This window comes from Bacillus sp. JJ864, from assembly GCF_036963045.1.
Lineage (GTDB): Bacteria > Bacillota > Bacilli > Bacillales > Bacillaceae_G > Bacillus_A > Bacillus_A pseudomycoides_C.
On sequence record NZ_JBALLY010000021.1, the window covers coordinates 50,937 to 63,916 of the forward strand.

The 12,980-nt window shown below is 36.8% G+C and carries 13 protein-coding genes and 1 pseudogene; 5 read left to right on the top strand and 9 right to left on the bottom strand.

The annotated features are described in order from the left end of the window. Window positions 1-69: 69 nt before the first annotated feature. The 3 genes from V7024_RS05145 (at window position 70) to scfB (ending at window position 3,173) form a co-directional block, all read left to right on the top strand. Complete coding sequence (locus V7024_RS05145) at window positions 70-1,137, top strand: TRAP transporter substrate-binding protein (protein ID WP_335516546.1); 1,068 nt, start codon at window positions 70-72, stop codon at window positions 1,135-1,137. A 380-nt stretch (window positions 1,138-1,517) separates the two neighbouring features. Continuing rightward, window positions 1,518-1,667 (top strand): six-cysteine ranthipeptide SCIFF, encoded by a 150-nt coding sequence (gene scfA / locus V7024_RS05150; RefSeq protein WP_081625642.1) that lies wholly within the window; start codon window positions 1,518-1,520, stop codon window positions 1,665-1,667. Between the two features lie 114 nt (window positions 1,668-1,781). Continuing rightward, window positions 1,782-3,173, top strand: a complete 1,392-nt coding sequence (gene scfB / locus V7024_RS05155) for a thioether cross-link-forming SCIFF peptide maturase (RefSeq protein ID WP_335516550.1) — start codon at window positions 1,782-1,784, stop codon at window positions 3,171-3,173. An 85-nt stretch (window positions 3,174-3,258) separates the two neighbouring features. Here scfB and V7024_RS05160 read toward each other — a convergent pair whose 3' ends face one another. After that, the gene (locus V7024_RS05160) at window positions 3,259-3,858 is read right to left on the bottom strand and encodes an undecaprenyl-diphosphatase (protein ID WP_335516553.1); all 600 of its coding nucleotides are present in this window, start codon (window positions 3,856-3,858) and stop codon (window positions 3,259-3,261) included. A gap of 353 nt (window positions 3,859-4,211) precedes the next feature. Between V7024_RS05160 and mug the strand changes: the two genes are divergently transcribed. Continuing rightward, a complete protein-coding gene (gene mug, locus V7024_RS05165; protein WP_335516556.1) occupies window positions 4,212-4,718 on the top strand; it encodes a G/U mismatch-specific DNA glycosylase in 507 nt (168 codons plus the stop codon). Between the two features lie 77 nt (window positions 4,719-4,795). Here the strand turns inward: mug and V7024_RS05170 are convergent, their stop codons facing one another. From V7024_RS05170 to V7024_RS05195, 6 genes and pseudogenes are all read right to left on the bottom strand, one after another. Continuing rightward, window positions 4,796-5,572, bottom strand: coding sequence for a putative protein N(5)-glutamine methyltransferase (locus tag V7024_RS05170; RefSeq protein ID WP_335516591.1), 777 nt, complete (start codon window positions 5,570-5,572; stop codon window positions 4,796-4,798). 251 nt (window positions 5,573-5,823) lie between these two features. Beyond that, window positions 5,824-6,204 (bottom strand): VOC family protein, encoded by a 381-nt coding sequence (locus V7024_RS05175; RefSeq protein WP_335516559.1) that lies wholly within the window; start codon window positions 6,202-6,204, stop codon window positions 5,824-5,826. 60 nt (window positions 6,205-6,264) lie between these two features. Then, window positions 6,265-6,630: a VOC family protein gene (locus V7024_RS05180; protein WP_335516562.1), complete on the bottom strand. Its 366-nt coding sequence runs from the start codon at window positions 6,628-6,630 to the stop codon at window positions 6,265-6,267. Window positions 6,631-6,725: 95 nt separating this feature from the next. Beyond that, window positions 6,726-7,046: pseudogene (locus V7024_RS05185) on the bottom strand (aminoglycoside phosphotransferase family protein); the annotation flags it as partial. A gap of 148 nt (window positions 7,047-7,194) precedes the next feature. Then, the gene (locus V7024_RS05190; RefSeq protein ID WP_335516564.1) at window positions 7,195-7,491 is read right to left on the bottom strand and encodes an RNA polymerase alpha subunit C-terminal domain-containing protein; all 297 of its coding nucleotides are present in this window, start codon (window positions 7,489-7,491) and stop codon (window positions 7,195-7,197) included. A 227-nt stretch (window positions 7,492-7,718) separates the two neighbouring features. Next, window positions 7,719-9,221 carry a malate:quinone oxidoreductase gene (locus V7024_RS05195; protein ID WP_335516566.1) on the bottom strand — a complete coding sequence of 501 codons (1,503 nt, stop codon included), beginning with the start codon at window positions 9,219-9,221 and terminating at the stop codon, window positions 7,719-7,721. A 798-nt stretch (window positions 9,222-10,019) separates the two neighbouring features. On the opposite strand from V7024_RS05195, the gene V7024_RS05200 reads away from it, so the two are divergent. Beyond that, window positions 10,020-11,009 (top strand): NAD(P)-dependent alcohol dehydrogenase, encoded by a 990-nt coding sequence (locus V7024_RS05200; protein WP_335516569.1) that lies wholly within the window; start codon window positions 10,020-10,022, stop codon window positions 11,007-11,009. Between the two features lie 655 nt (window positions 11,010-11,664). On the opposite strand, the gene V7024_RS05205 is transcribed toward V7024_RS05200, so the two are convergent. Together V7024_RS05205 and V7024_RS05210 are read right to left on the bottom strand one after the other, a co-directional pair. Then, a complete protein-coding gene (locus V7024_RS05205) occupies window positions 11,665-12,147 on the bottom strand; it encodes a hypothetical protein (protein ID WP_335516572.1) in 483 nt (160 codons plus the stop codon). Between the two features lie 21 nt (window positions 12,148-12,168). Continuing rightward, complete coding sequence (locus V7024_RS05210) at window positions 12,169-12,801, bottom strand: ATP-binding cassette domain-containing protein (RefSeq protein WP_335516577.1); 633 nt, start codon at window positions 12,799-12,801, stop codon at window positions 12,169-12,171. Window positions 12,802-12,980 lie beyond the last annotated feature (179 nt).

The following is a 12,980-nucleotide window of genomic DNA, read 5'->3' on the forward strand; positions in this document are numbered from 1 at the left end:
TAAAAGCATCTTTACGAATAGAAATCTTCTCGGTATGCTTACATTAACAACTTCAAAAGGAGAACGAAGATGAAAAAAGCGACTACTTTTATACTCCTTTTTATCGCCTTTATTGCAAGCGCTTTATTTATTTATTATCAGAAGCAGTCTCCTCAAAATGAATTCGCATATGACGATGATCAAGAAGGACTAAAAGACCAGATTGTCTTTAAATTTAGCCATGTTGTTGCAGAAAACACCCCGAAAGGGCTCGCTGCCAACAAATTTGCGGAACTCGTGAATGAAAAATCAAATGGTAAAATAAAAATTGAGGTCTTTCCTAACGGAAGCTTATATTCTGATATAGAAGAATTTCGTGCTTTACAATCTGGACAAGTACAAATGATTGCTCCTTCCACATCAAAACTTGGAACGTTCTCCCCTAAATGGGGTGTACTTGATTTACCATTTGCTTTTTTAAATTATGAAGCCTTACAAGAAGGCTTAAACGGAAAAATTGGGGGACAATTACTTCAATCCTTACAAAAAGATGGAATAAAAGGGCTTGCCCACTGGTCCAACGGCTTTAAGCAACTCACTTCAAACAAAGGACCTATTTATACACCAAAAGATATACAAGGACAATCTTTTCGCATTATGCAAAGTAATGTCATCCAATCCCAATTCAATTTATTAAAGGTTAAAGCGCATCAAGATTCATTCAATGCTACATATCAATTAATTGAATCAGGAAAAGTTGACGGTGAAGAAAATACCATTTCAAATATCTACTCTAAAAAATTCTATAACGTTCAAAACTATTTGACAATTAGTAACCATGGATATTTAGGATATGTTGTCATGATGGATCAAAAAACTTGGAACCAACAAACCCAAAAAACAAAGCAAATATTAGCGGAAGCACTTCAAGAAACTACCGCTTGGAATGATCAACAAGCCGCACAAATAAATAAAGAACAACTTGAACTTATTAAACAAAATTCATCGATTCAGATTCATGAACTAAACAATGAACAACGAAAAGATTGGGAAACAGCACTATTACCTATATATGATAAACTTGCTCCTACGATTGGAGAAGATTTGGTAGCAGAGCTGAAGGAATTACAGCGAAAATATCGTGTGCAGGGGTCATAATTGCCAAACTCGCAAAATAAAAAATCCGCTCTTTCTTCAGGTAATACTTTCGACTATCTGAAGAAAGGATGGGTTGACTATTATAATAAGAAATCTCAAATTATAATGATATGAGAAATTTTCAAACCCTCGAGACTCTTCACATCGTGATAAAATAGGAAACGCATAATGAAGTGGAATTTCCGCAGTATCAAAACAACACGAGTAATTGACGTAAATCAAAGGTATTGTTAAAATTATTACTGGAATTAATGTGAAAGTACTCACAAAATGTGTTTGTGAATGTGAAGTGATTCACAAACACTAACCTTTAATGTGAAAACATTCACAAATACTAACCTTGTTTCTTACAAAATACTTTTAAAAAGGAGTTATACGTTATGAAAAGAATCGTAACACTGAGCACTCGTAAACTAATGGATACGGTAAAACATGGTGGATGTGGTGCATGCCAAACATCTTGCCAATCCGCTTGCAAAACGTCTTGCGGAGTTGCAAATCAAAAGTGTGAAAACACAATGAACAGATAGGAAACAAGACATGTACCGCCCAGCTGCTTCCCAGATGGGCGGCCATTTTTATCCCGTATTAACAGGTATAACAGAAGTTTCACTTTATAGATAAAAGGAGCTTGATTATCAAGTATGATTCATCAATATAAACTAAACGGCTACAACATCGTACTCGATACCTATAGTGGATCGGTACATGTTGTCGACGATCTTGCCTATGAAATTATCGCGCTTTATGAGACTACTCCCGCGGAAGAAATCGTAACAATGATGCTGAAAAAATACGCACATGATGCAGGCATCTCTGAGCAAGACATTCGAGAAACAATTGCAGATATCGAAGAGCTGAAAAATGATGGACAACTCTTTACTGAGGATGAATATAAGAATCTCTCAATTGATTTAAGAAATCGCCAAACTTATGTAAAGGCCCTCTGCCTCAATGTCGCACATACATGTAACCTATCATGCGAATACTGCTTTGCCAGCCAAGGAAAATACAACGGAAATAGAGCAATCATGAGCTATGAGGTTGGCAAAAGAGCGATCGATTATTTATTGAAAAACTCCGGTCACCACCGAAACCTCGACATCGACTTCTTCGGCGGAGAACCGCTCATGGCCTGGAAAGTTGTTAAACAAATTGTCACTTACGCAAGAAGCAAAGAAAAAGAGTACAAAAAGACTTTTCGCTTCACCTTCACTACAAATGGCATGCTCTTAAACGATGAGGTCACTGATTTCTTAAATAAAGAAATGTACAACGTCGTATTAAGTCTTGATGGAAGAAAAGAAGTCCACGATCACCTGCGTAAAACAGTAACTGGAAAGGGAAGCTACGATTATATCGTTCCGAAGTTCCAAGAATTCATCGAAAAGCGTGGAGATAAAGAATACTATGTGCGTGGAACCTACACTCACAACAACGTCGACTTTACCAATGACATTTTTCATATCGCAGATCTTGGGTTCGACAAACTCTCGATGGAACCAGTCATCTGTGATCCTCAGGAACCATATGCACTTACCGAAGAGGACCTACCAGAGATTTACAACCAGTACGAAATTCTCGCCAAGGAAATGCTAAAGCGTGAGGAAGAAGGCAATGGCTTCACCTTCTACCACTATATGCTTGATCTCTCTGAAGGTCCTTGCATTCAAAAGAGAATTTCAGGTTGCGGCTCAGGAACCGAATATCTCGCTGTCACACCATGGGGCGAACTCTTTCCTTGCCACCAGTTCGTCGGAGATCAAGAATACAGTATGGGAAACGTCTGGGATGGAATTACAAAACAAGAAACGCAGTGCCAATTTAAAGAAAGCAACTGCTATTCTAAGCCCGAATGTCAGAACTGCTGGGCCAAGCTTTACTGCAGCGGCGGCTGCCCTGCCAACGCGCTGCACGCAACTGGCTCCATCAATGGAATCTATGATTTCAGTTGTGACATCTTCCATAAGAGAGTTGAATGTTCCATGATGGTTAAAGTGGCTGAATCCATGAGAGCTATGGAAAAAGCTGAATAAATACAAGGATATAATAAGAGGCTGAGACATAAGTCGAACGTTTGACTTATGCTCAGCCTCTTTAAAGATTTTTATACTTGTATACTCAAAATCCCTTTGATTTGTTTTTGGATGGTAAAACATGTTGCTCTACTCTTTCATATAGGGTCAGCAATTGTGTGATAATAGAAAATCTCGGTACGAACCAATACGAAAATAACGCTGAAATACATCCTATTAAAGCTCCTATTACAACATCAAAAGGATAATGAACTCCTACCCAAATACGAGAGATCGCTACACAAAATGCAAGCAGAAGCCATAACCACCCCATCTTTTTACGAACAAGCCAAAACGAAAAACAAATCGAAAAAAAGAGAATCGTATGGTCACTAGGAAACGAATTATCTACAGCATGGTCAACAAGTTTATTAACACCCGGCAACACTGCAAACGGTTGATAATTGAAATGAAATTTCCCTGCTATTTTTCCAATTACCTCAGCAATTACAAAAGCAATCATCGCCTGAATAACCATCATCCTACCTTTTCTAGACCCAATAAACCAATAAGCGATAATAATTAAGCCTAAAATATATACCATATATTCCGCCAAAAATACCATGGCTGAGTTTAAGAACGAATATTGTTTACCTAAATCATTAATTGCTCGAAAAACATCAATATTGAATTGAGAAAAAGACATTTTCAAACCCCTCCTTTATCGTAAGGTGATTGACTGATTGCCATATACCTTCTTGTATGCTTCTAATTTTATTATCGGAAAAAAGGTTTAAATGGGACTTAACTACTCCTTAACTATTTCTTAATTAAGAAATAGAAAATGTAATTGCAAAAGCTCATTTCTTCACAGGAAATAAAAAAACACGAGGAAAAGTACTTCTCCCTCGTGCGAAAACACCATTAAGATAACAACCAGAGCATCATGAATTGTTTGAACTGCCCCTTATATCTTTTGAATAAGAAGTGTAATCCAGAACTTGTGGTAAAATAAAAAAACTTTATACGTTTAAATTCCATAAAAGAGGAGGTTTAACCTTGAACCCAATTAATGATCATGTTAAAGAAGATTTAAACATTTTATTCGTCGGCTTTAATCCAAGCATTCGCTCAAGCGAGACAGGACATCACTTCGCCAATCCGAATAATCGCTTTTGGAAAATTCTCTATGAGGCAGGATTAACCCCTAAGAAATATGATGCTTCGGAAGACTATAAACTGTTGGATCTGGATATGGGTCTTACAAACATAGTAGCAAGACCAACTAAGGCAGCGGATGAAATTACAAAAGAAGAGTATAAAGAAGGAAAAGAGATTTTAAAACAAAAAATTATGCGATTAAAGCCAAAAGTAGTTTGTTTTGTTGGGAAAGGTGTTTATCAAGAATATAGCGGGCAAAAAGTAGCCCCGTGGGGACAGCAGCCTAAACCAGTCATACCTGGAACAATTGATTTTGTTGCTCCATCCTCAAGTGGGTTAGTAAGAATAAAGCTTGAAGAAATCGTAGAGGTTTATAAGCAGCTTGCGGAGTTAGTATGCAAATAAAGTGAAACTTCCATCAGTGAAGCTTTCTTCATCTCCCCGCTGATGGAAATCCTGCCCAATCGGGCTTTTACGACCAGTTATCCCCCACTTATCTTCTTCGCTCCGATGACCACGGTGGCGTCCAGCTCTTCAGAACTGGCCAAATGCGGTATCAACCCATTACGAGTAAATATCTCGACAGTATGAGGCGCCTGCCTCGCACTCGTCTCAACAAGCAGATGCCCGCCAGGTGCCAGCCAAAGTGGCGCCTCAGCCGCCACCCGCCGCTGTATATCAAGCCCGTCCGTTCCCCCGTCGAGCGCCGCACGCGCCTCGTATATGCGAGCCTCTGGGGGGAGCAGTCCGATTGCCTCGGTGGGTACATAGGGTACGTTCGCAACTAGGACATCAACGCGGCCCCGCAGTATGGCGGGCAATGGTTCATAGAGGTCACCTTCGTACACACGACCACCGGCTGCAGTGACGTTGCGCAAAGCGCACCGCACCGCAGCGAGGTCAATGTCAGATGCGTATAACTCAATCCGTTCCTGCATTACGGCTAGTACAGCGCCCAACGCACCCGAACCACAGCACAGGTCAACCACGACAGCTCCTGGCCTAGTAAGGGCGGCAGCCTGGCGGACGAGAAACTCTGTGCGATAGCGGGGTACGAAGACTCCCGGGTCCACCGCTATCCGCAACCCACAAAACTCTGTCCATCCGATGACGTGTTCGAGGGGCAAACCAGCTACTCGCCGGTCCACCATAGCGGCGAGCTCCGCCGGCGTCATGGCCGCAGAAATAAGCAACCGGGCCTCATCTTCGGCGAAAACACAACCAGCAGCCTGAAGCCTGTTGACGATGATTGTATACATGGCTCCTCCATGAAAACCATCACATTTGGCTTTCTCGAAACTCAAAGATGCTTTCCTTGAATCCATATATTCCCCTCCTGCCCATCTTCACAATCTGCTCGTTAGCTTAGTGAATTACATTGCAGTTCAGTTTAACCTTTATTTTCATCTGACAGTTGGAACTGAAATTTTTCTTATTACACTTTACAAAAAAACACACCAAAAGAGATGTCATCATGATATCTCTTTCGGTGTGTTTTTAATTTTGTAATTTACTTTTTTTCCATTACTGCAAAGTAATTATTTTCACTATCTGCAAAATTAAATACTCTACCTGAAGGCATATTTACAATTTCTCCGACTGTAACGTTTTTGTTTGATAAGTCACTATATAAATTATCGAAATTTTTCGAGAAGAACATTAAAGAAGGTGTTCCAAGATTTAATTCAGGCGACATTTTCGCAATAAATTCCTTATTATGGAGAATAATGCTTGTTTCAGCTTCTTTAATTGGAGCAATTTCAATCCATCTAAACCCTTGGCCATTATCTTCTTCAGAAACTACACGAAATCCTACTTTTTCTGTCCAAAATTGCACTGCCTCATCCTGGTTATTTACATATAACATAATTTGACCGACTTTATTAATCATTTTCTTTCCCCACTTTCTTCTAGTTCAGTTAGTAATGTTAACTCAAAAATACCTAACTTTTTATGCTTCAGTATTGGCTTCAGACACTCCAAAAAGAAGTCCTTGATTATCTAAACAATAAGCAAAGTAACCCATATTAGAAATAGCAGTTTTAGGTACAACCACTTGTCCACCGTTTTCAGTAACTTTTGTTATGTATTCATCAACTGAAGGTACTTCAATAGAATTAGTAGTTCTAGTAGCACCGTCAGGGGACTTCATTAATCCACCATCGATACCAGGTTTACCGCTCTCACCCGTAATAATAAACCAATAATCTTGTGGCCCAGGCATCTTTTCAAACTTCCAACCAAAACTATTTGTATAAAATTCAATTGCTTCTTCAGGGTTGGGAACTTGAAATTCAAACCTTAAAACTTTACTCATTTTAATACCTCCTTTTGTTTTTTACATAATAATTATACAGGAACATACGTTCTAATTCAATTTTAATTAGAATTAGTTTCATAATAAGATGTTCCTTAATTACAATACTGATCTACTAACTTATTTAGACGTTCTATATTTTCTGAAGATACATTTTCTGATAATCTTGCTCCAGCAATAATAGGAGCCCACTGAAAAACTTCATCCTTTGATAAACTGGTATTTTGACAATATATACGTAAATACATTTCAGCTAATTCTACTGAAGACTGTGAATACAATAAATATGTTCGATATACATCTGCACGAATATCCCCTGAGCTAGAATCAACCCAATCAATAATTTTCACATTATCATTACTCATGATCAAATTAAATGGATGAAAGTCTCCATGACATAGCCTAGGTTCAAATATTTTCTCCCCTTGAAATAATTTATAATACTGTCAAATTCGATGTCATTATATTGAAATCCTTCTGCTGCTAGACTGCCCTTTTAGTTAATGAAAAAAGATCCTGTAACACAGGGATCTAAACAAACTAACATTAATATTCTGCAATCGTCTATCTTGATCTGAATGATAACCCATTTTCTCGCAGAGCAGTCTTAAGTTTAGGTAAAGAGCTCAGTCCCATACCATGAAATTGCAAAATCTCATCTTCACTAAAGTTTGATAGCTGCTGTAAAGAAGTTATTCCATTGTTTTCTAATGCTCGTCTGGCTGACGCTGATAGCAATGAAAGAAATCCGTTGTCAGGTTTCCGTTCTTTCTCACAAATCGGGCACGTGGGACAATCGCTACTTTTATAGTATTTGTGTCCTTTGTCGCAAATTCTTAAACTATTCTTTGAGGTTGGCATTTTTGATGCCTCCTTTTCTCCATCACTAACAAGATTAGTTTTCACATCTCAACTTAACAATAATTACAGCACCTTTTTATTTCAGATATTCTTTTCCTTTTTATCGTAAAAAACACCCCTTTAGATAATCAAATCTAAAGGGGTGAATCATCGTGACTTTATTTCAAATCCACAGACTGTATTACTTAAACTGCTTCATTAAACGCCATTGTTTTCACATTCGAAAATTAACAACAAGCCATTTCTTTTGCGCTTAAACCAAGCGTCTTCGCTGTTGAATTATGAATTTCTTTGAAAATCTCAGGGTTTTCCACTAGTGACACGCCATAAGAAGGAATCATTTCTTTTATTTTTGTTTCCCACCCTTTTATACGTTGTGGGAAACATTTTTCTAATACCTCAAGCATAACGTGAACGGCAGTAGAAGCCCCTGGAGAAGCTCCGAGCAATGCAGCTACCGATCCATCAGAAGAACTAACAACTTCCGTACCAAATTGAAGCGTTCCTTTACCACCGGCATCAGTATCTTTAATAACTTGCACACGTTGGCCAGCTACCACTACATCCCAGTCCTCACTTTTAGCGTTCGGAATAAACTCTCGTAATTCTTCCATGCGTTTTTCATTCGATAACATAACTTGCTGGATCAAGTATTTTGTCAATGCCATCTCTTTTGCACCTGCCGCCAACATAGTGAAGACATTATTCGGTTTTACGGAACCTATCAAATCAAAATTTGAACCCGTTTTTAAGAACTTTGGTGAGAAGCCGGCAAACGGTCCAAACAACAATGTTTTTTTGTTGTCGATATATCTTGTATCAAGATGCGGAACGGACATTGGCGGAGCACCAACCTTAGCTTTACCGTATACTTTTGCATGATGCTGCGCTGCAACTTCGGGATTGTTGCATACCATAAATAGTCCGCTTACTGGGAACCCTCCAATATGTTTTGACTCAGGAATACCGGTTTTTTGTAATAAAGGCAGACTTCCGCCCCCACCGCCGATAAAGACGAATTTTGCAGTATGATATTCGATTTTACCGCTATCGATATCATGCACTTTCACTTCCCACAAGTCACCGCTAGTACGCTTAATATCCTTAACACTATGTTTGTAGTTTATCTCGACGTTTTTACTCTGTAAGTGATCAAACAACATGCGTGTTAAAGCCCCAAAGTTGACATCTGTTCCAGAGTCAATTTTGGTTGCCGCTATCGGTTCATTCGATGTACGACCTTCCATGATAAGCGGAATCCATTCTTTCAGCTTTTCAAGATCCTCGGAAAACTCCATCCCTTGAAACAGCGGATTGTTTGAAAGCGCTTCAAAACGTTTTTTCAAAAACGCTACATTTTTTTCTCCTTGTACTAAACTCATATGAGGTATTGGCATGATAAAGTCCTGCGGATTACGAATCAGATTGCTGTTTACAAGATAAGACCAAAACTGTCTTGAAAGCTGAAACTGTTCATTAATTTTTATAGCTTTGCTGATATCTACAGATCCGTCAGATTTTTCAGATGTATAGTTAAGCTCGCATAGTGCAGCATGGCCCGTACCTGCATTATTCCATTCGTTAGAGCTTTCTTCTCCTGCATCTGCAAGTTTTTCAAAGACTTTGATTTCCCACTCAGGTGCTAACTCTTTCAGTAATGACCCCAAAGTCGCGCTCATGACTCCAGCACCAATTAAAATAATGTCTGTTTTTTTCTGCATTTTGCTCATGATAACCTTCCTCATCCCCTATATTTACAAAAAAGAGTAGGCGCTCCTGCTTAGATGTCACAAAAAGCAATGCGCCACCTAGACCCCACCTAGGAACACACCTTTTCTGTCTCAATTATAACCGTTCATATTCTATTATAATTATTTACAAGGTAAAATATCTACTGTTATCTGATAATTATAAACTATTTAAAGCTGTTTAAAAAGGAAGAATTTCATCTAGAAGTCCCTAACTCAGCTTCTTGCAAGGGTTAAGGCTTTAGTTTACCGTTACTTGTGGTATGGTTCTCAGCACTTAATAGTTTGGAGTAAAGTCTGATTATTCTCTGCCTATGTTATGTGACGTATAATTTTATGAAAAGTCCTAGGACAGATAAACGCGCCCTAGAGATTTTGACTGATAGGACGTTTTTTACTATAACGGGAATATCGTTTTCAATATAAATTTTGCTAGAAAGCCTCTCTTCTACTTTTCCATTCATAGCACTTCTGGCAGTTCGGCATCCATTAATCGTTCGAGGAATTCCCTTCGATTATCGCCATCCTTTTAATAAACAATTAGACACCTTAATTTTACTATATTCCTTTATACTCAGATTGAGCATACAATTTGATGGAATTAGAACAAACTTTATACTGTCTCATAAAGTTTGCTTTTTGGCATCCACTTGGATGTTGCAAGGTACTAGAAAACGGGGCAGGATAGGTTAAGAATGGTTGTTGAAGAGCGAAACCATCGTTCTATTTATTCGTGTTCGCAGATATGAATGAATAGAACGAATTGGAGGAGGAGGATAAATGAAAGCAATTATGTATACAAAATACGGTCCACCCGACGTTCTTCAGTTGAAAGAGATAAAAAAACCTACTCCTAAGGAAAATGAAATACTGGTAAAAGTAAAAGCGACAACCGTAACAGTAGCAGATATTCGGTCAAGGAGTTTTACAGTCCCTCTCTCTGTTTGGCTACCTGCTCGAGTAGCATTGGGTTTTAGACAACCAAAAAAAGAGATATTGGGGATGGAGTTAGCTGGAGAAGTTGAGTCAGTAGGGAAAGATGTCAAGCGATTTAAGGAAGGTGATCAAGTTTTTGCAGCTTCCCTAGTGGGTTTTGGTGCTTATGCCGAGTATAAGTGTCTACCTGAAAGTGGACCAGTATCCATTAAACCCAACAATTTATCTTTTGAGGAAGCCGCTGCCATTCCAATCGGGGCACGAACTGCATTGTTTTATCTTAGAAAAGCTAACATTAAGAGTGGCCAAAAGGTTCTTGTTTATGGTGCTTCAGGAAGTGTAGGAAGTTATGCAGTACAGATTGCCAAGTATTTCGGGGCAGAAGTTACAGGGGTATGTAGTACCACGAATTTAGAATTGGTAAAATCTCTGGGGACCGATCAAGTAATTGATTACACTAGAGAGGATTTTTCGAGTAAAGGCGAGACTTATGATGTTATCTTTGAAGCTGTAAACAAGAGTTCGTTTTCAAATTGTATGAAATCGCTAAAGAGGGACGGAACCTATATAAATGTCACTGTACCATTACCAAGTGTTCGAATGCTATGGACTAAATTGACAAGCAACAAGAAAATAATTCTGAGTCAAAATTCACCTGAAAATTCCGAAGCGCTAAACTTCCTCAAAGAACTTGTTGAGGCTGGAAAGTTAAAAGTGGTCATTGACAGATATTATGCGTTTGAAGAGATAGTTGAAGCTCATAGATATGTCGAGAAAGGACACAAGAAGGGAAATGTCGTCATAACTGTGGAACATGACAATAACCCCCAATAAATAAAGTACTATTAGATTAGAGCAGAAGAAATTCATTTATCCTACATCAACGGGCAGTAAAGGGGTACAGCCTAGATACATGTAATAATAGGTCATAGGATTACTTTTATTTCCAATCAGATTTAAAATTGGGGTTTTTATCTATTATTTTTCAATTTATTATCATACAATTGAAACGAAATGTTTTCAGTAATTAACCAATGTGAAATTAGAATACACCCATAATAGACGTAATAAAACCTAGTTATAAATTCAATAAGCTTTGTTTGGAAATAAAAATAAGGATAATACTCAAAATTATACGTATCTAAGCTGTACCTCAGAATCTCTTTCCCTTGCAGGAAGTCGTCCCTTATTTAAAACACAACAATCGTTGTATTAGCCGTTCATCTTTTGTAGTCGTATATATTTAATCAGAGCAACTAATATTTTTTCTTCTAACAACTCGAAGTCTTGATTCATCTTGATTTTCTTTGTATCGTACAAAAATGAATCGAATAAATACGGAATTCTTGGAACCGCACATCCACGCTTGTTTTGGCTCACATGTTCCCAACAATATGTAAAAAAATTCATTATTTAAAAAACTATAAATAAAGACTAAAAAAGCTGATTAATAAAATACCAACTCTTTTAGTCTTTATTTATTAAAAATCTATTTTAGAGGAAGTATATACTTCTTCACCTTATTACCGTTTTCTTCTATCCATACTAATTCAACTTCATCATTGTTATTAGAAACTCTTTCTTTTGGTAGCGTCATTTCTACAACACCATCATAAACTTTTAAAGGAGTCAAATTAGAAACAGGTTTTGAAAACTCTGTTGTTTTTATTCCATCCGTTTGATTTGCTCCTTGAAGATGCGGATTTATATATAAATAATAAAAGAAATCATCATCCCCACGAGTTAATTTTTGAATTTGTATTTTAACATCATATGCATATTCTGAAGATTTTTCCCTTTTAACAAATGATTTCACCGTAAACTTAAATTTATCTGTTTTTACTTCTTGATTAAAACATAATTTTTCTGTCACAATTTCAAAATCTTTAAATTTATTATTCACATGATTATATTGAAATACAATCATAAATATCAAAGGAAATAATAATAGTAACCAATATTTTTTTTTCACAAAAAAACCTTCTTTCAAAACTTAAATGACAATCTGTCCTTGGTTGATCTTTATTATTTGATCTGAAATTCTTTTCAAAAAATCCTTATCATGACTTGACACTAAAATTGTTTTACCTTCTAATTTATATTTAAATAATAAATCACATAATTTATTTACACTTTCTTCATCTAGAGCATTAGTAGGTTCATCTAAAATTAATAATTCAGGAGATCCTAAAATAGCTTGAGCAATTCCTAATTTTTGTTTCATTCCTAATGAATATTTTTTTACTTTTCGTTCATCTTTAGGATTTAAACCAACTATTTCTAAAACAGTATCAATACTCTCCTTATTGGAAGGCCCTTGAATAGATGCTAATAATTTTAAATTCTTAAATGCAGAAAATTCTTCAATAAACCCTGGATTTTCAATTAATACTCCAGCAGATACAGGGAAAATTTCATCAGTCTGCAATTTTTTTTGATTTATATAAATTTCTCCCTTATCCAACTTTATTAAGCCTAATATAGCTCTAAACAACATTGTTTTACCTGAACCATTAATTCCTTGGAATCCATGAATATTCCCCTTATTTAAAGATAAAGATATATCATTTAATACAGTATTTTTTTTCAAACATTTAGTAATATGACTAATTTCTATATATTTCATAATTAAGTACCTTCTTTCGAATCCAAAAATTCCAAATGATTAAAGATATAATAACTAATACCTAAAAGAATAATTATTATAATAAAAACTCCTAAAATTGGTTCCCAAATCAATAAATTAGACGATAGATTAATTCTACTTACCATACTATAATTCAATGGGTTCAATGGTATATAAAC

What these genes read in the sequence shown, in the direction of transcription:
- V7024_RS05190 (WP_335516564.1), bottom strand. Translation starts at nt 7,491, where the DNA reads ATGCCAACCTCAAAGAATAGTTTAAGAATTTGCGACAAAGGACACAAA.
- V7024_RS05175 (WP_335516559.1), bottom strand. Translation starts at nt 6,204, where the DNA reads ATGATTAATAAAGTCGGTCAAATTATGTTATATGTAAATAACCAGGAT.
- V7024_RS05195 (WP_335516566.1), bottom strand. Translation starts at nt 9,221, where the DNA reads ATGAGCAAAATGCAGAAAAAAACAGACATTATTTTAATTGGTGCTGGA.
- V7024_RS05160 (WP_335516553.1), bottom strand. Translation starts at nt 3,858, where the DNA reads ATGTCTTTTTCTCAATTCAATATTGATGTTTTTCGAGCAATTAATGAT.
- V7024_RS05210 (WP_335516577.1), bottom strand. Translation starts at nt 12,801, where the DNA reads ATGAAATATATAGAAATTAGTCATATTACTAAATGTTTGAAAAAAAAT.
- scfA (WP_081625642.1), top strand. Translation starts at nt 1,518, where the DNA reads ATGAAAAGAATCGTAACACTGAGCACTCGTAAACTAATGGATACGGTA.
- V7024_RS05200 (WP_335516569.1), top strand. Translation starts at nt 10,020, where the DNA reads ATGAAAGCAATTATGTATACAAAATACGGTCCACCCGACGTTCTTCAG.
- V7024_RS05170 (WP_335516591.1), bottom strand. Translation starts at nt 5,572, where the DNA reads ATGTATACAATCATCGTCAACAGGCTTCAGGCTGCTGGTTGTGTTTTC.
- V7024_RS05180 (WP_335516562.1), bottom strand. Translation starts at nt 6,630, where the DNA reads ATGAGTAAAGTTTTAAGGTTTGAATTTCAAGTTCCCAACCCTGAAGAA.
- scfB (WP_335516550.1), top strand. Translation starts at nt 1,782, where the DNA reads ATGATTCATCAATATAAACTAAACGGCTACAACATCGTACTCGATACC.
- V7024_RS05145 (WP_335516546.1), top strand. Translation starts at nt 70, where the DNA reads ATGAAAAAAGCGACTACTTTTATACTCCTTTTTATCGCCTTTATTGCA.